General features: G+C 37.4%; 15 protein-coding genes. 6 read left to right on the top strand and 9 right to left on the bottom strand.

The window, feature by feature from the left end; all coding sequences use genetic code 11:
* Positions 1 to 155 precede the first annotated feature (155 nt).
* A complete protein-coding gene (locus V0410_RS09055; protein ID WP_330747215.1) occupies positions 156 to 674 on the top strand; it encodes a pyridoxamine 5'-phosphate oxidase family protein in 519 nt (172 codons plus the stop codon).
* Here the strand turns inward: V0410_RS09055 and V0410_RS09050 are convergent.
* Positions 667 to 834 carry a hypothetical protein gene (locus tag V0410_RS09050; RefSeq protein WP_330747214.1) on the bottom strand — a complete coding sequence of 56 codons (168 nt, stop codon included), beginning with the start codon at positions 832 to 834 and terminating at the stop codon, positions 667 to 669. The genes V0410_RS09055 and V0410_RS09050 overlap by 8 nt on opposite strands.
* Positions 835 to 865: 31 nt before the next feature.
* Here V0410_RS09050 and V0410_RS09045 point away from each other — a divergent pair, with 31 nt between their 5' ends.
* The gene (locus tag V0410_RS09045) at positions 866 to 1,480 is read left to right on the top strand and encodes a 4'-phosphopantetheinyl transferase family protein (protein WP_110011775.1); all 615 of its coding nucleotides are present in this window, start codon (positions 866 to 868) and stop codon (positions 1,478 to 1,480) included.
* Here V0410_RS09045 and V0410_RS09040 read toward each other — a convergent pair.
* Positions 1,461 to 3,725, bottom strand: a complete 2,265-nt coding sequence (locus V0410_RS09040; protein WP_330747213.1) for an FUSC family protein — start codon at positions 3,723 to 3,725, stop codon at positions 1,461 to 1,463. The two genes, V0410_RS09045 and V0410_RS09040, sit on opposite strands and share 20 nt — an antisense overlap.
* A gap of 230 nt (positions 3,726 to 3,955) precedes the next feature.
* Here V0410_RS09040 and blaCHM point away from each other — a divergent pair, with 230 nt between their 5' ends.
* Positions 3,956 to 4,714, top strand: a complete 759-nt coding sequence (gene blaCHM / locus V0410_RS09035; RefSeq protein ID WP_330747211.1) for a CHM family subclass B1 metallo-beta-lactamase — start codon at positions 3,956 to 3,958, stop codon at positions 4,712 to 4,714.
* Positions 4,715 to 4,921: 207 nt separating this feature from the next.
* Here the strand turns inward: blaCHM and porV are convergent, their stop codons facing one another.
* Complete coding sequence (gene porV, locus V0410_RS09030; protein WP_062674515.1) at positions 4,922 to 6,085, bottom strand: type IX secretion system outer membrane channel protein PorV; 1,164 nt, start codon at positions 6,083 to 6,085, stop codon at positions 4,922 to 4,924.
* 60 nt (positions 6,086 to 6,145) lie between these two features.
* Positions 6,146 to 10,048 (bottom strand): type IX secretion system sortase PorU, encoded by a 3,903-nt coding sequence (porU, locus tag V0410_RS09025; RefSeq protein WP_330747210.1) that lies wholly within the window; start codon positions 10,046 to 10,048, stop codon positions 6,146 to 6,148.
* Between the two features lie 164 nt (positions 10,049 to 10,212).
* On the opposite strand from porU, the gene gldJ reads away from it, so the two are divergent.
* Complete coding sequence (gene gldJ, locus V0410_RS09020) at positions 10,213 to 11,814, top strand: gliding motility lipoprotein GldJ (protein WP_330747209.1); 1,602 nt, start codon at positions 10,213 to 10,215, stop codon at positions 11,812 to 11,814.
* Between the two features lie 156 nt (positions 11,815 to 11,970).
* The gene (locus V0410_RS09015) at positions 11,971 to 13,242 is read left to right on the top strand and encodes a UDP-N-acetylmuramoyl-tripeptide--D-alanyl-D-alanine ligase (RefSeq protein ID WP_330747208.1); all 1,272 of its coding nucleotides are present in this window, start codon (positions 11,971 to 11,973) and stop codon (positions 13,240 to 13,242) included.
* A 157-nt stretch (positions 13,243 to 13,399) separates the two neighbouring features.
* Here V0410_RS09015 and V0410_RS09010 read toward each other — a convergent pair whose 3' ends face one another.
* A complete protein-coding gene (locus V0410_RS09010; protein ID WP_330747207.1) occupies positions 13,400 to 14,008 on the bottom strand; it encodes an NUDIX hydrolase in 609 nt (202 codons plus the stop codon).
* Between the two features lie 36 nt (positions 14,009 to 14,044).
* Here V0410_RS09010 and V0410_RS09005 point away from each other — a divergent pair, with 36 nt between their 5' ends.
* Positions 14,045 to 14,434, top strand: coding sequence for a hypothetical protein (locus V0410_RS09005; RefSeq protein WP_034699917.1), 390 nt, complete (start codon positions 14,045 to 14,047; stop codon positions 14,432 to 14,434).
* A gap of 324 nt (positions 14,435 to 14,758) precedes the next feature.
* On the opposite strand, the gene V0410_RS09000 is transcribed toward V0410_RS09005, so the two are convergent.
* The 4 genes from V0410_RS09000 to V0410_RS08985 all read right to left on the bottom strand — a co-directional run bounded on the left by V0410_RS09000 (position 14,759) and on the right by V0410_RS08985 (position 18,590).
* Positions 14,759 to 15,394: an immunity protein Imm33 domain-containing protein gene (locus tag V0410_RS09000; RefSeq protein ID WP_330747206.1), complete on the bottom strand. Its 636-nt coding sequence runs from the start codon at positions 15,392 to 15,394 to the stop codon at positions 14,759 to 14,761.
* 235 nt (positions 15,395 to 15,629) lie between these two features.
* Positions 15,630 to 16,673: an anhydro-N-acetylmuramic acid kinase gene (locus tag V0410_RS08995; RefSeq protein WP_330747205.1), complete on the bottom strand. Its 1,044-nt coding sequence runs from the start codon at positions 16,671 to 16,673 to the stop codon at positions 15,630 to 15,632.
* A gap of 11 nt (positions 16,674 to 16,684) precedes the next feature.
* Complete coding sequence (lptC, locus tag V0410_RS08990; protein ID WP_110011447.1) at positions 16,685 to 17,275, bottom strand: LPS export ABC transporter periplasmic protein LptC; 591 nt, start codon at positions 17,273 to 17,275, stop codon at positions 16,685 to 16,687.
* A 1-nt stretch (position 17,276) separates the two neighbouring features.
* Entirely contained in the window at positions 17,277 to 18,590 is a 1,314-nt protein-coding gene (locus tag V0410_RS08985; RefSeq protein WP_137905272.1) for a hypothetical protein, read from the bottom strand.
* Between the last annotated feature and the right edge of the window lie 80 nt (positions 18,591 to 18,670).

Raw genomic sequence — 18,670 nt, 5'->3', positions numbered from 1 at the left:
GTTTTAAAATTCAATTGATAACGAAAGGCAAAATTACGATTTATAATTAAGATATAAAAACGGCAAACCAAGTTCGGTTTTATGAGATTAAACATGGATTAATATTATTTAGTCTTAATATAAATAACTAATTTTATCTGATAAACAAATATATTATGAACCAAACCCATACAGAAAAGAAAATCAAACCTGTTGCTCCCAAAGTACAGGAACTGATCAATGCTTCAAAAAGTGTAATTCTTGCTACTGTTGATGCCGAAGGAAATCCAAATTCAAGCTATGCACCTTTTGTACAGGTAGATCAGACGTTCTATATTCTGGTATCTTTCATGGCAAAACATACTAAAAACCTTGCTGACGGAAGAAAAACATCCATTATGTTTATTGAAGACGAATCGGCAACCAAGCAGATCTATGCGCGCGAACGTTTAACCCTTGAAGCCGCCACTTCTCAGATTGAAAGAGATTCTGAAGTATGGAATACTGTTGTTGGGAAACTTAGAGAAACTCACGGCAAAGTAGTAGAGGTAATTTCCGAAATGGGAGATTTTATTTTAATTGCATTGCAGCCTCTAAAAGGATCTTATGTAAATGGTTTCGGAAGTGCATATTTTGTAAATTCGAAACTTGAAATTGTAGAGCACAGAAATGATGCGAATCATCAGTCTAAATAATTAGCTGGAAGCTGGGAGAAGGAAGCTGGAAGTTATAAAGATTAAGGAAACAAAGAGTCTGTTTTTTCCTCAACGGATTCTTGGGTCTGAAAATTCTTTTTACCACGAATAGTAACTTCCATCTTCCAGCACCATCTTCCATTCCTTTCAACTTCCGCATCTTTTCACTATTTTTGTCCAATAAAAAAAGAATGCCCCTCTACAGAGATTTTTCAGATGACAATGCCACCATTCTGGTTTGGAAGTATGATGAAAGTGAAGAACTTGATATCAATGAACTTCTTGAACCTGAAAATGCGGAAAAAGTAAAAGATTATCATCCTAAAAAATTACTGGAAGTTCTGATGGTGCGCAAGCTTCTGAAAGGATTAAAACCCAATTCTAAAATTTTATACAAAGAAAGAGAGCCTTTTCTTTCTCCCTACGATGCGGAAATATCTATTACGCACTCTTTTCCTTTTGCGGCGATTGCTGTTTCTAAAAATAAAATAGGAATTGATATTGAAAAATTCAATCCTAAGATTTTAAGGGTGATTGATAAATTTACCTATGAAAATGAGCGTGGATTTATTCCGGAAGACAAAGCAGATACTTTCTATACCATTATATGGAGTGTAAAAGAGAGTATGTACAAAATTCATCACTCAAAATACTGGTCTTTAAAGAAAAACTATGAAGTAAAACCTTTTGAGCTGAAGCACCTTCATAAAATAAGCTGCCGTGTGTATGACGATCAGTTTTCAGATGAATTCAAAGCCAGGGTAGAATTCTTTGACGATTACTGCTTTACGATTGTGGAGGAGTAGGCTCAGTTTCGTTTTTATATTTTTCGATCACTTTTCTCTGCTCTTTTGCGACATCATAGATCAGCTCCAGAATATCGTGGATATTTTTAAGCTCGGTTAAATGTGAAATTTTATCAGGATCTCTCCGGTCAATAATTTCATTTTCTTCAATCTCTGTTTTTCTTTTCAGGAGCATGTCTTCAATGGAGGAATCTTCCGGCTCAAGGCGGCTTTCCATTTTCAGGGTTTCATTAATATCATTTCCGTTGAGAAGGGTAGAGGTTTGCTGCATTTCGGCCTCAATCTTTCTGCTCCAGCTTTCAGCATCTATTTCAGGATATTGCTCATTACTTTTTGCATATTGGGATAGGGAAGCCGTATAGGCAGTAATCAGGTGGGATGTTGCCACAAACTGGTGAACCACTTCCAGTTTTTTCTGCTGATTTTTAGGATCAGAAATCATTCTCTGAAAATTATCGGAAAGGTTAGCCAAAGAAATGATGGCATTTTTTCGCTTTACCTTATAATCTTCGAGATCAAAATTTCCCTGTAAGAATTTGGAAATCACACTCTGGAAGTAGATAAGGTTGTCCGCGGCAGATTTCTTCATCAGATCCAGGTTTTGCGTATGTTCCCAAACCGGCAGTACAATATATGACACGGCAAAGGCAATGATCCCGGCAATAGCAGTATCCAGGATTCTGTCTTTAAAAATAACATTGACTTTCCCCGGGTTTAAGAAATTAAAGCTGAGGAATACATATATTGTCATGAATAATACCGCCCAGAAATATCTTCCTTTCAAAAAGCTGAAACACATAATCATGCTGATCAGAAGGATCGCAAATAAAACGCCGTTAATATGGACAAAATACAGAATGGCATACGCAATACTTGCTCCGGCAATGGTTCCATAGAGACGCAGCAGGTTTCTCTGCTTTGTAATAGAGTAGGCCGGTTTTAAGATGGCTGTAATGGTAATTAAGATCCAATACGTGTGTCCCAGTCCCAGAAAATCAAACATAGAAAAAACGTATCCCAGCAGTAAAGCCGTTGTAATTCTTATGGCATGACGGAAATGGGAAGATGATAATGAAATATTATTTCTCAGAACCTTAGCATTCAGTTTAGGTTCATTGGGCATGAATTTCTTAAGATCCAACCCTGTAGATAAACTTTTCGCCAGTTTGATATCCTGTGAAAATACTTTATAGATCTCGTTGATTTCTTTCGTGATTTCATAGATACGCATCAGGATCTGGCGCAGGATCATGAAATTTTCCAGATTGTCGGGAGAAAGCTGTTTATTTCTGAGTTCGAAATAATTATAATTTAAGTTTTTTAATTCCTCTTCCAGATTAAACATCGACCTGGCTCTGGTACCACTTTGCAGGGCGATTCCGATATTGGTGATCTCTTCCGCCAGAAGGTTCAGATAATCATGGATATTCACCAGGATCATACTGTCTTCAAAACTTTGCTGTAATTTTTGATAGTCACTTTCCGAGGTCATCAGTTTTTCATGAAGGTCCATCGAATTAAGGAACATCAGCATTAATAAACGGCTGGTGGTCGTAGATTCATTGACGATGGTTCTGGTTTTGAAAACTGTTTCTCTGGTATCTTCCTGAAGGTTTTTTATTTCAATCTGCTTGGCAATAACCTGAGTGGTCAGCTTATTGAAATCCGGATTTTTCTGATAATAATTGGCTTTGATCTTTAAAAACTCAGCCAGCTGAAGATAATTTTCACCAATCATCTGGCTTGCCAGCTTATAAGGACGGATGGTGGTTACAATAAGGAATATAAGCAGAAACCATATACAGCCGGAAGCAAATATCAGCAGACTTTTGAAAATATTGCTTCCCGTAAGATGCCCGTCAATAAAGATGGCGAGTACCACAAGGGATAATGAGCCTACAGCAGCTAATCTCTGGCCATACACGCCGATCAGGGAGAAAAACATCCCGAAGACAATGACTTCCAGAATGACCAGTACTTTAATATTCATCACCAGACTTGCGATAAGCGCTACAAACACAAAGCAGCATATGGCGAAAGTAAGAGCATTTCTTCTTCGGATAAAAGGACCGGGCTGGTCGGTAAGGGCTACAAAGCTGGTTCCGAGAGGGAATAGAAAGTATTCTTTTAAAATCCCGAAGTGGGCGAGGACTAAACAAGGCAGAACAGTAGCTAATGTAATTCTGATCGCAGAATATACATACTGACTGGTTACAAATTTTTTTAGTTCCGCCGAATAGTTCATATTACAAAAATAGCTATTGAATTTAAGAAAACTGCCATAAATAAGAGACTTTTATTAACTTAAATATTATATTTTTTTTAATTGAGCTGGAGTATTATTTAAAATAAATTGACAGATGAAACATATGAATGATTCGCCTATCACAATTCGTCATTTTTTAACACAACAGCTAACAAATCCTGTTCCACGAATCCTTACCTTAGCTTACATCAGTTATAAATAATTATTTTATGAAATTCATCAGTAAAAATATAGTGGGCATTTTGTTTTCTATGATCATGTTAAGCTGCAGTGCACAGAGCAAAAACAGCTATAAAGCAAAGAAAATATATGAATCAAAAACCTTGATCATTACTCAGATTTCAGAAAATTCTTTTATTCATACCTCCTTTAAACAGACCAATGATTTCGGGAATGTACCTTGTAATGGATTGATTGTAAAAGATCATCACGAAACCGTTGTTTTTGATACACCTACCAATGATAAAAGTTCAGAAGAACTGATACAATGGATTAATGAAAAGCTTGATTCGAAAATTAAGGCCATTATTCCAACCCATTTTCATGATGACAGCTTGGGAGGATTGATGACTTTTCATAAGCACAATATTCCATCCTATTCCTACGTGAAAACAATTGAGCTGGCCAGAGAAAATAATTTTGTTATTCCTGAAAACAGTTTTAATGACTCTGTTATTTTAAAAGTCGGGGATAAAGATGTCATTGCAAAATTTTTCGGTGAAGGGCATACAAAAGACAATGCTGTAGGTTATTTTCCAAGCGAAAATATTTTATTTGGAGGCTGTTTGTTAAAAGAGCTGGAGGCAGGTAAAGGATATTTGGGGGATGCCAACGTTTCTGCCTGGTCCAATACCGTTGAAAAGGTAAAAAAAGAATATCGGGATGTGAAAATTGTAGTTCCCGGACATGGCGAATATGGCGACGGAAAGCTCCTTGACTATACGATTACATTATTTAAAGGTCAATAGTGAATTTTTGCTTCGCAAATTGAATGGTGAATGGTTGATGAAAAAAAATTGACAAGCGAAGCAGATTGACGATTGACTATTCACGAATCCAAAGTGAATGGTGATGTAAAAAATTGACAAGCGAAGCGAATTCACCATTGACGATTGACATAAAAAAAGCCTCAATACAAAAATGTATGAGGCTTTTTTATAGAGCTGTTGCTTTTATTAACGATCGTTGTTGGATGTTTCTTCTCCGATGTTCCAGGTAAGACCGAAACGAAGCGTGTTATCCAAAGCACTGTTGATTTTAGACATATTGATCAGGTAAGAAAGGTCAAGTCCGAAAGAACGGTATCTTAGCCCAACCCCTGCAGTAGCAAACTGTCTTGCTCCCTGCTCTTCACTTTCATGGAAGTAACCTCCTCTTACAGAAAATGCATTGTCATAGGAATATTCCAAAGCACCACTGTACATGATACTGTTTTTATTTTTGAAAGATTTTCCGATACCAGCCATTGGCCCTACATTAGGAATCTGATAAATAGGCTGTCTTGTATTCGGGTCAATTCCGGCATACTCAGATCCAGGAACCAATAGTTTTGAACCTTCCACAGAAATTCCTACTCTGTTCATATCATCCAGGTACATGTCATATCCAACCCCTAATCTTGCCATGGTAGGAAGATAAGATCTTGATTCTTCATTCCCTGTATAATCCAGTTTCGGACCTAAGTTCTGAATGGCCAAACCTGCATTGATTTTACCATCATATCCGCCAATACTGGAGAATCTTGGAGAGGTATAGTATCCTGAAACGTCTACTGCAAAACTGTTCGCAGCCTTAAGTGTTGTATCTGTGTTGAATCCTCCAGCTAAGTCTGAACGGATAAATCTACCGGTAACAGCTCCGGAGAATGAATCAGAAAGTTTCAAAGCGTAGGCAACGTCAATGGAGAATTCGTTTGGTTTTGATGTACCCATAGAAGCGATTTCCGTACCCACCAGTTGAGTCAGGTCTACCTGTCCCATATTGAAATAATAGATACTCGCGGAAATTGTAGATCTTTCTTCCTGCCCCAAAAACTTATGGAACGAGGCATATAATAAGAATACATCATTGGTAAGTTTTCCCATGTAAGGCGTATAGTTAAGACCTACGGAAGAACTTGTCCTGCTGAAAGGGTATTTAGCCGCATTCCAGAATTGTGAAAATGCATCCGGAGAGGTTACCACCCCTTGATCTCCCATACCTCCCGATCTTGCATCAGGTGCAATTCTTAAGAAAGGAGCTCCGGTAAGAACTGGGTTTACTTTACCTAAATCTTGCGAATAGCCTAAAAAACCAGCACTCAAACCAAATCCTAATAGCAGTTTAGTAGTTAAATTCATATGTTGTCTTTTATATATTATCAGTTTTTTATTAATATTATTGTCTATTGTTCTGTTTTATTATTTCAAAAGTACCATTTTTTCTACAGCTGTAGCACTTCCTTTGCATTTTTCTTGATTTTGACTTTTTGCAAATATCTTAAAAATATACGTACCTTTTGCTACAGTAGCTCCAAAATCATCTCTTCCGTCCCATTCTATCGCCTGACGAGGGGTTCTGAAGCCCTGTAGGAACGGTTCTGCAACCACCGGCTGCGATAAAGTTCTTACCAATCTTCCAGTTATTGTATAAATTTGTACGTTTACATCCAGAATATCATCACAGTTGTGTTCAAACTGAATATAGGTTTTATTGGTAAATGGATTGGGCCAGTTCAGCGGACGGTTTATGGTCAGATGCTGGTCAGATTCATCTTTAACTTCAAAATTTAACGTAGCAGTTGTAGAATTATTGTTTATATCCCAAACTTTAAATGTTAATTGATGCTGTCCTATTGCAAGATTTCTGAAAGGGTAGGTTACATTTCCTTTCTGGTATTCGGCAAGACTAGGATTTAAACATCCATTTCCTTCTCCCGGAGCATAAAAATCATTTAAAACAACAGTATTGATAATCTGCCCGTCAAGATAAACTGTAATATCATGCCCTACACCGGATCCTGTTGAATTAATTCCTGTATCATCGGTAAGGCAGGCAAGAAGCATTGGGTTCTGATTGGTAATTCCACCATCTGCAAAGTTGGTGTTGTTCATATACAGTTTTACTTTTGGAGGCTGATTATCATTGATTCCGTTTGGATTAATATCGCCTACCTGTACAGCCTGATTGTTGAAAACATCCGTTGATTTATTATCTGCATAGGCTAGTATTCTTCCCTGACCTACAGCATAGTTAATGTCTTTTGGTACATAGAATTCAGCAGTGAAAACCCCATTTACAGCAGTTCCTGCAGATTTTACAATAGCACTTCCTTCCTCGGTATACTCTAACACCGGAGATAAAACGCCACTGTTATTTAATGTTTTTTTATTTAATCTCTTATCAAAAATATTGATGCTGACCTTTCCGTTGAAAGTATTGTTCAGTGTTCCGTTCGGATTATTGATATGTCCTTTGATTTTTACAAAATCCAGCCCTCTGATCAGTCCCGGAACAGGAGTTTCAATATTATCAATAACCAGGAGTCTCTGTGGTCTGCTTAATTTCATGGCAGGATCACCCAGTAAGTTTACTTTTAAGTGGTTACTGTTTGGTCCTTTTTGTTTTTTAGCAATTAAGTGTGCATTTCCCAGCGTATTAAAGTCGTCATTGGTTAACTTAAAAATATTCTGGGTAAAGGTATTGGTAAAATCACGTCCATAATCAACCCCGATAGCACGGCTGGAAGTAATCATGGTGGAAACACCTCCCTGCTTCATCTTAATAAACTGTTCTCCTACAGAGTTGGTTGAAGGTTCGTCCCATAATGTAAACTCACAGGTAATGGTAGATACAAACGGGAATCTGCTGTATACATTAGAGAAATTGTTGGCATTCTGAACTTCTGTGCTGGTAAATACTCTTTCCTGCGCCCAGCCGTTGATTCCTCCGTGTCCGAAATAAAACAGGTATAAGCTGTTTCCGATAGCATTGGAAATGGCCTGGTTTACCTGCGGATATCTTCGCCCTCCTGAAGTGCTCTGGGCGGTAAAGGCATCCATGTATAATTTTTTAACATTATACTCTTTAAGTTCCTGCTGGCCCGGCTGTTCAAATATGCCGGCAAGGGAGCTGTTCATGACATTGTGGAAAGGACTTCCCCCTTCGTTGTTATCATCCACTACAAAGTCAAGTCGCATACGCCAGTCTCCAAACGGGCTCGACTGTCCCTGAAGGGAATTGTAGTAAGCCAGTGTTTTATTGATCATGTCTCCGGCCTCACTGGCATTGGCTGCCGGAATTCTGCCAACCGGAAGATCCGGAAGGTTGTTTTCAATTAATAATGTATTCTGCGGCTTGGTCATTACGATATAATCATCCGTCACAAAAGAGGATACATAATCGGAAGACTGCTCACTCTGATAGCTGGCAACAACGTTTGAATTATTCGGAACCCTGTTTTTATAATCGTAAGAAGCATCCCCAAGGATAAATACATATTGAAGTCTTCCCAGAGGAGTATTGAGTTTGCTTACGAAATCTCTTATCGCGGTAAGATCTTTACTTCCGCTGCCATATTCCTCGTAGATTTTATTGATGTCAACAATTTCTACCTTATAGTTATTCTTGGTTTGATGATAGTTGGCAATTCTCTGAGCCTGGCCCATCATTTCAGGAACGGTAAGGATCAGATAATCTACGTTTTGTATTGCGGAAAGATTCTGATTCGAGATTCTTCCCACAAACTGCGGACTGAAAGCCGCATCAGCACGGAAAGCTACAAACTCATTGTTGAAATTCTGATCAGCAGCCGTATATGCAAAGTTGAAGGAACCGGCTCCTGCCTTATTCACTCTTCTGTTAGCATTGGTAATATCCGTTACATCCCATACCTGTTCTATAGCAGCAGCATTACTGATACTGAAACCATAGTCCGTATTGCTTCCACTGACAATCGAATAATCCCTGAAGTTCATTTGTGAACCATTGAATGCAAGGTTTTCCTTATACTGAACCTCTACATAATCAAAATAGAAAGTTCCGTTCGGATTCTTGGAGATATCCGGATTATAAACCAGTGTAAACTGATTTCCGGTAAGATTGGTTAATGTTCCGGTATAAGTTACCGGATAGAAGGTATACTGATAGGAAGAAGTGTCCGTCGGAATTACCTGCAGCGGGTGCGGATTTAAATTGTTGATTTTAAAATCTATCGTATTCTGCTGGGAATTGTACGCTACCACCTGGGTTCTGTATCGTATGACATCATTCGCCTGTATCGGGGAATTGGTAGTAAATGTTACTGTTTTTTCATTGGTAAAAGGAGTATCTTCTACCCATGTTCTTCCTACTTTTAACAGGTTTTTCTGATCTTTGTTGATCACCTGGTAACTGTCATACCTTGTAATCAGCTGGGCAGGAAGGTTTCCGTCTACAGTCGCAACCCTTTTTCCCGCACCTTTATCAAAGTTGATATAATAATAGGAGAAATCCTCATAGATGTTTTTGACATTATTGCTTCTTTCACTGAACCGGGTATCGTGTCTTTTAAAACCGTTCCCGTTGGAAGTATCATAAAGGTTGTATCCGTCTGGACCTTGCGCATAGAAAAGAGCGTAGTCGTTGTCATTCCATACCCCGTCATCTTCACCTACCACCTGAATGGCATTTTCCTGTAAAGCACCATACCTTGGATCCTGGTTGTATTCGGGAAGCATGACCCCTCCGTTTCCATAAATTCTGAAATTCTTAGGATTTACAGAACCAGGATTGATTCCGTTGTCTTTTAAAAACTGGGAAGTGATTTTGAACACTCCGGACTTGTCTACCTTTATTTTATAAAAATTTCCACTTGATAAAGGATTTCCGGTGGTTCCTATTTTATTAACAGTTCCTGTGGTATTGATAAAAGAAGAAGCTTCCGAAACATTAAACGAAGATAATCTCTGAACACGGCCTTTTACATTTTTAAATAAAGCAATACTAATGCTGGCATAGCTTTCACCCTCTAAAGTATAATAGGAAACATCTGCTACATCATAGTCCGGAAGTCTGCCTTTATCCAGCTCAAACAAATCCTGGTTTGAAACGTTTTCCCAGACAAGGTCTGAGATTTTTAATTGCTTTTCTCCGATTTTTTGCTTGCTTACGATAAAAACATTATTTTGGCTGTAAGAAAAACCTTCATTTTTAAAATTAGGAAGATTTAATTTTGTGTCACCAAAATCCTGGATTTTAGAACCGTTCCATTCTATGGTGTTTCTTTGAGCGTAAAGTGTTGATGCAAAAGCGATTAAAGATAAAATCGTAATTTTTCGTTTCATGTTTACTATTGAAATTGCTAAATTACAAAATAAATGAAAATTTTAGAATTAAATTGTGATACAATAAAATTAATTTGTTAACGTTTTTCAAAAAAATCAAATGTTTACTTGATTTATTGAATAATTTATTTTTTCTTTGTACTTTGAAAATATTTATATCGACTATGAAAAAACTAAAGTTGTTTTCATTAATAGCATTAAGTTCTACACTTGCATTAACCAGCTGTGGCGGATCAGGAACCAGCAAAGGTGGCGGTACCAAAAAATTTGTCAGCAAAACAGGTTGGAAACCAAACGAAAAACAGGGTTGGTTTTTTGCAGGAAAGCAACAGAAGCAGAAGGGTTGGCCTGGGATGGTATATGTAGAAGGTGGAACTTTTACAATGGGATTAGTGAAAGATGATGTTATGCACGATTGGAATAACACACCTCGCAGAATGCAGGTAAGTTCATTCTTTATCGGAGAAACTGAAATTACTAACTACGAATACCGCGAATACCTTACATGGTTGAAGTATGTATTCCCACCAAGTGACCCGAGTTTTAAGGAGATCTATAACGGTGCTTTACCGGATACCTTATTATGGGACAACAAATTAGCAAGAAACGATTATAACGAAACTTATCTGCGTTCTCCGGAATTTGATTACTATCCGGTAGTAGGAGTTTCCTGGACTCAGGCAAACAGATACTGTGAATGGCTGTCTGACAGAGCCAATGAAAAAGCTTTGATGCAGGCTGGTATTATTGCCAAAGATTTGTATATCAACGAATCCAACAACCAGGGTGGAACTGCTTTCAACATGGATAAATTCAAATCGAATGATCCTGAAATGCAGGGATATATCAATGAGAAAAGAATGCAGCAGAAAACTGGTATGAAAACGACAAACCAGAGATTGCTTGCCGCTAACAGAGCTCCGAATTCTGCAATGGTACAGAAGTTCAGACTTCCTACTGAAGTAGAATGGGAATATGCAGCTCTGGGTATGGCTAAAAACAGAGAATATAACCAATATCTTGGTAAAAAACCTCAAATTGAAAGATTAAGAGGTTCCAAAGGAAGAGACAGAGGAATGTTCCTTGAAAACTTCAAAATGGGTAGAGGTGATTATTCTGGTATCGCAGGTTGGAAAAACGACGGATCAGCTCAGACTTCTGATGTAAGACAATATCCATCTAACGATTTAGGAATCTACGGTATGTACGGAAACGTTTCTGAATGGACGGCTGACGTTTACAGACCTATCATCGATGAAGATTACAACGATTTCAACTACTACAGAGGAAACATGCCTCAGGCGATCGTAAGAAACGGTGACGGAACTTATAAAATGATCGACGAAGGTACTATCAAGTATGATACGTTAGCAGATGGAAGATTAGTTTACAAAGGTCTTCCGGGACAATTCGAAAGACAAACTATCGCTGACTACAGAAACTACAGAGACGGTGACAGACAGTCTTCTTTAGAATATTACAGAGCTTCTGATTCTGCTGCCGGATTCGATATGTACAACGCTCCTAAAACAAGCTTCGTTGTAGATGGAAGCGGTAGAGTGAAACTACAGAAAGATACTAAAGATAGAACTTCTGCAATCTCTAACGAGGTTAGAGTAGTAAAAGGAGGTTCATGGCAGGATACAGCATACTGGCTGGATCCGGGACAAAGAAGATATAAAAATCAAAACAGAGCTTATGGTTGGGTAGGATTCCGTGTTGCACAGGATGCTAAAGCCAGCGATAAGAGTAGAACTAGAAGATAATATTTATCAAAAAATACTTACAAAAAACCTTCCGGACTTTCGGAAGGTTTTTTTATTTTTGAACCATGAAATCGCGTTGGCTAAAAAGTCTAAAAACATTCGTATTGATTGAGCGATTGCATGCGATTTTAAAAAAAAAGATATATATATTTCCACATGAATATAGAACAGTTTTATCCTTTATTTCTGCAGGCGGCAAAAGTAACCATCGACAGCAGAAAAATAGCTGAGAATGATATTTTCTTTGCTTTTTCCGGTGAGAATTTCAATGCAGCAACGCTGGCAGAAAAAGCCATTGATGACGGAGCCCTGGCAGTGATTGTTGAACTTCCGGAATTTGAAAACAGAGATAAAAATATTTTCTATGTTCCGTCTACGCTGGAATTTTTACAGCAATTGGCAATCTACCACAGAAGCCAGCTTCATATTCCTTTTATTGGGCTTACGGGAAGTAATGGAAAGACGACTACAAAAGAGCTTATTCATGCTGTTCTTTCAGAAAAATTTAATGTTCAGTATACATCAGGAAATCTGAACAACCATATCGGAGTTCCGTTGACAATCCTTTCCATTAAACCGGAGCATGAAATGGCCGTGATTGAAATGGGAGCTAACCATCAGAAAGAAATTGAATTTCTGTGTACCATTTCACAACCTGATTTCGGTTATATTACCAATTTTGGAAAAGCTCATCTGGAAGGATTCGGAGGTTTTGAAGGAGTAATTAAAGGAAAGTCTGAGCTTTATGATTATCTTAAAAATAATAACAGAACGATTGTTGTGAATGAAAACGATCCGATCCAGGCTGAAAAGACTGAAAACTATTCACCTAAAATTACTTTTGGGAAAGAAACATCGGATTACAACTTTGAATCTTTTTCCGCTGAACATTTTGTAGGATTGACTTATCAGGGCGTAAAAGCCGTTTCAAAACTGACAGGAGAGTATAACTTTACCAATCTTTGTGCTGCTGCCAGTCTTGGTCTTCATTTCGGAATCAGCTTTGAAAAAATAAAACATGCTCTGGAGCTGTATACACCCACCAATATGAGATCTCAGGTGGTGAAAAAAGAGGGCAGGACTTTGGTGCTTGATACTTACAATGCCAATCCAAGCTCTATGACCGCTTCTTTAAATAATTTTATCAGTTTTGAAGGCAGTAAAACCATTATCATCGGAGATATGCTGGAACTGGGGGATGAGAGTGAGAAAGAGCATCAGAACATCTTAAAACTGGCTCAGGACCTTCATTTCGATGAGATCATTACTGTCGGGAAACATTTTAAAGCGGTTAATGATTCAGAGTTTGCTTTTGAAAATACGGCCGAATTAACAGAATATCTGAAGCAGAATACCATTCAGTCTGACAATATATTATTGAAAGGTTCCAGAGGAATTGCTCTGGAGAAAGTGATCGACTTTATTTAGAGTAGGGAAGCCGGAGGCTGGGAGAGGGAAGTTCCTGAAGGCAATCAAAGAGTGTTCTCTTTTTTGTACCATTTTATAAATTTTCATTGTAAAATGATCACCGGAAAATGAGGATGCTTGATCGTAACTTCCAGCTTCACTCTTCCAGCCTTCTTACTTATTTCTTCAGCTCCCAGAATTCTTTTACGATCAGTTTGATATTTTTAAAAGTACTCGGGAACACTTCATTTTCAATTTCTGAGGTCGTTTTCCATGCTACTTCGGTAATACCTTCTTCTATCTGCGGTTTGGAGGTATCTTCTCCATCAAAGTTCATTTCAAACCAATGGGTGCATTTTAAGATTTTCTCCCCGTTTCTTTCTACATAGATATGATAAGTCGTGTTGATGAATTGTACAAGCTCAACATCACTCAACCCTGTTTCTTCCTCTATTTCCCGTACGGCAGACTCTTCTCTGGATTCTCCTTTTTCCATTTTACCTTTGGGAAGATCCCATTTGCCTAATCTTCTGATGAAAAGAATCTTACCTTCAGGATTATTAACGAGACCACCTGCAGCCTCTATAATTCTGAATAGCTTTTGAAATTCATGCCAGATTTCTTCCAAATTCTCTCCATACACATTAAGTTCCTGCACAGAAGTATTCTCCAGAAGATCCAGGGCGATCTCTAAAGTTGTATAATTTTCGTATACAAGCTTTTTTTCAAGTTCTTCTGGATGCTTAGATAGTAATAATTTTTTTTCGTTGACAAAAACTTTATACATTTGTAATAGTTAAGAATTTAAATACAAAAATAAAAAATGAATTTAGAAGGACGAAAGATTATTGTCAATAAATCATCTAAAGAACTTACAGAGTTGCTGAAATCACCTGAAAATTATAAAGATTTTATGCCGGACGGTCTTCAGAAATTTGAAACAAGAGATAACGGATTTAAATTTGGATTACAGGGAATGCCTGAAATCGCTTTAAAAATAGATGAAGTGGATGATCAGAAAGCTGTTTTAAGATCTGCAAGTTCAAGTCTGGACTTCTCATTAACAGCTACATTGAACCCGATCAGTGAAAACCAGACTGAAGTTCAGATGTTATTTGAAGGAAAATTCAATCCATTCATTAAAATGATGGTAGAAAAGCCTTTACAGAACTTTATCAATACGCTTACCGATAAAATCGAAGCTTATAAATAATAAAAACCTTCATTTTGAAGGTTTTTTTATTTTACAGGAAAGTTGGCGAAAATAAAACAGGTAACCAATAAATACCTGTTTTTAAATTATTAACCTATCTCTGTCAATAATAACGGCTTCGACAGGCTCAGCCTGACAACGTTTAAAAATTTCAGTTGGTATGCGACCTGTCACCCTGAGCCGATCGAAGGGTTCCCAATAAGAAAACCGTTATTAATCACTAATCTTGAGTATTAATTAAAAGGATTAGTCAATTATTATATTATAATTTTCTTTGTCAATGTCCTTTAATAATGAGTAGATATTTTGAAACATGCCTGAGCATTACTTTTCCTCATCCCTATATATTTCAACATTTCCGTCTTTCATGATAAATCTGTATCCGAAAGGTATTGCCAGATATTGTAAAATATCTGGTCGGGCAAAGGCAACATGATAAAAATGTACCATTTTTAATGACTTAATATTGCCATCGTAATCATCTGTAATAAGGTACCATCCACTCTCATCATGAGGTGAATCATATCTTATTCCTTCAACATCCTTTCCTTCATAGACACCATCTGAAATAACAATTGACTGATTGAAGTTTGGAAATAGAGGAATAAGATCATGTTGTAAACACATTTCACTTTGCTGCCTAACAACTGAAATTGCTGTATCACAACCTTTATTAAAGCCACTACCGTCTAAGTTTGCTTCATATATTTCATAACAACTATCTTCATCCAACCTAAATTGTAAAAGCCACGAATAATAGCCAATATTTTGGTTTTCAGAAATGATTGGTTTACTATCTACAATGTAATCTATAATGTACTTAATAACCCCTATATAGTTTTCAGGTAGATTATTACCAATAGTAACTCTAATTTCTTTAGATATATAAGAATATAATCCTTTTGTTTTCACATAAGTGTTATTATTCACATTAATTTCGATTTCTTTATATAATATCATATTTTTATTTAATGATTTAATCACTAATTTCAGGAGAATGCCACACCAAAGGATTCGTTTGACAATTTGAATTTTGCTTTATTAAGCCCTTTGAAATCATTAGGATTGAAAAGCAACCCTGCTCACCGAATTCTTCCTGTTTTGGAGCATTTGGAGAATTGATTTTATTACTGGCGCAAAGTCAGGAGATTTTGCGCAGCTGGGCTGATCGGTGAAATAAAAATATGAAAAATATCTAAGCAATAACTCCCGAACAATGATCCGCTGTACTTCCGGTGGCAGAAGACAATACATTGATCTCGTTATTCATCTTTAAAACGCCCATAAAGGCAAAAATCAGGGCTTCTTTATAATCGATAATCTCTTTTTCAGGGATGATCACTTCGGCTTGTGTTTTTGCTCTTATTTTTTCAATTAAAAAAGTGTTGTAAGTGCCTCCTCCAGTGATAAGGATGTCTTTTATACTATATTCATTGATGACATTGGCAATCTGCTGGGCAGCATGTTCTGTAAAAGTGGCCAGAGCATCTAAGGCTTCAATATTTTCAAGAAGGGGAAATATATGTTGATGGCACCATTCTATTCCCAATGATTTTGGATGCGAAATCTGGTAGAAATCCAGGCTGTTAAGCTGGTTCAGTAAAGTCTCATCTATCTTTCCTTGTGCGGCCAGCGCTCCGTTTTCATCAAAATTTTTATGAAGCTGCTGGGCCAGATGGTTCAAAACAATGTTCACGGGAGCAATATCAAAAGCGATCCTTTTCCCATCCCATTGTAAAGAAATATTGGAAAATCCACCTAAATTCAGGCAGGCGCTGTATCCGGAGAAAAGTAATGCATCACCTATAGGAACCAGAGGAGCTCCGTTTCCTTTCATCAACACATCCTGGCTTCTGAAATCATAGATAACAGGTAATCCGGTTTCCAGCTTTATGGCTCTGCCGTCACCGATCTGCAGGGTGAATTTCCTTTTAGGCTGATGAAAAACCGTATGCCCATGAGAAGCAATCAGGTCGATATTTTCAAGCTGATGCTGATGAATAAATGCTTTAACCTGCTGCCCGAGATAAAAACCATACGCTGAATGCAGTTCCAGCAAACCTTCGGACGAAAGATGAATGGAGTTTCTAAGTTGGGTTTCCCAATCCTCAGAATAGGAGAGTGTTTCGGCTTTCAGGATTTTAAAAGTCCATGTGTCCTGCTTTTCAAATTCAGCAAGACAGATATCCAGACCATCCAGACTTGTCCCGGACATCAGTCCAATAGCCACAGCTTTCATTCTTTTTGGATTTATTTTTTATTTTCAGAAATTCTTTTTGAACTGAAATCTCCGGAATTGTTATAGAATGTGTATTCGGAAAAGTCATCTTTGGCAGTCATTCCATTGGCACCTACCAGGGTAGAGCCGTCTTCCATGGTAACATACACCGTATCTTTGGTGTAGATTCTGTTTCTTTTCTGATCCCAATAAATACTCTGCATGGCAAATCTCTGTCCTTCATTGGTCTTTATCCTTACATCACCTTTGGCTTCGTAGAATTTTTTATATTCGAAAATACGGGCATATTTAGCGGTAATTCTTCCCGGAACTTTAGGTTTCTTTTTATCAAAAAACTCAATATCAATTCCTTTTCGGGCTACCACATACGGGCTATCGATCAGTTCGTATTTTTCAATGATGGGGGCTTTGGCTTTTAAAGTCACAAAGCCGGAGTCACGCTGTATAATATTGGCGTTGTTGATAATCTGTGAAGGGAAATTCTTGCTTTGGTTGCCATTTCTTTTGGTAAGATCTTCCTCACAGGATGTCAATATAAAAAATATAGCACAACTAAAAAGGCATGCTATATTTTTATATGATATTTTTTCTGAAAAATTCATCTTAGTTATAAAGAGTCTTTCTGAACCATTTATCAGCGAAATTAAAGCCGATTCTCAGGTTGACGAAGTTCTGGTTGATCAGGTTGTTTTTAAGAGTACCTCTTTTACCCACTTCCAATCCGATTTCAAGACCACTCATTCTTGTGATACTGCTGTTCTTGAACGGTAGCATTACCCCGGCTGAAATACCGAACTTATTAATGCTGTTTCCTTCCAGTTTAAGATTTCCTCTTTCGTAGAACGCTCCATATCGGTAGATCACCCTTGAGAAGTAGTTTCTGAAGTTATTATAGTTAGGAAGATACCATCCACCTGCAGAAATCCTGTAAGTGTCCTGGAAATCAAAGGTTTTACCGAAATAAGAGATGTCTTCTCCTTTTTTATAGTCAAGCTGTCCTGATACAAACCAATGGTTTTCACTACCATATCCCACTCCTAATGAAGCCTGTAATGGAAGAAGGTTTTTGGATTTTGTTTCTTTTTGCTCAATAATGGTTTCCGATCCGCTAAGTTTGGTGGTTTCCTGAGCATCAGAGTATCTGTAAGTACTGTTGACATACTGTGTCGTCATATTACTGGTATTCCCAAAAGTAGCAGTAGCTCCCAATGTGAACTTCTTATCAGTACGTGTATTTAAAGTCTGGTAGCTTGTACCCAGTGTAAAATTAAAGTTTCTGACTCTGTTTTTAGTCTCATAGCCATTAACATATTCCCCTACGTAAGTCCCAAGGTTACTGTTGTAAGCACGGAATTCATTAAGGTCGTTAAGGTCTCCGAAATAAAGGTTGGCTTTTGCTCCTACGGATAATTCCTGATTGATCTTATAAGACACAGCAAGCTGAGCTGTATTTAAAGTTCCGCTTCCTTTAAAGCTGTTTTTGTAAAGAGGAGTTTTATCTTCTGTAAACTGTTCCGTTACGATATCGTAGCTTTTAGAACTGTAAGGCTGATAAGAGATCCCCATTTTCACTTTTGAAGACAATGGAAATGCAATCGAAATATTGGAAAGGTACGTAGAATGCTTTGTAGATTTCATATCGTTATAGTTCGATTTGAAATAATTGTTTTCGTTGGTAGCTTCCAGTCTGATACTCGTAAGTTCAAAATTGGCGTTGTTTGCCGGGTTGGCAAAATTGAAACTACTGGTAAAATCACTTATAAAAGCAGTAGATATACCTCCCATAGAAGCAGTTTCGATCGTATTATCATATTTCACATCTCCAATTCCATAAGTTGCATAAGGGGAGTTGCTTAGACTCTGTGCATTCAGAAAATATCCAACTGATATGAATGATACTACAAAGATTTTTTTCATTCTTGATTTTTAAAACAATGCGCAAATATCTTAAATATTAATGAATTGTAAAAATTATATGTGGTTAAAGTTTGTTAAGG

It is taken from the genome of Chryseobacterium sp. CP-77 (assembly GCF_036362765.1).
In the GTDB taxonomy this organism is placed as follows: domain Bacteria; phylum Bacteroidota; class Bacteroidia; order Flavobacteriales; family Weeksellaceae; genus Chryseobacterium; species Chryseobacterium cupriresistens.
The sequence above is the reverse complement of the archived record's forward strand: the minus strand, read 5'-3'. Positions and strand labels throughout refer to the sequence as shown.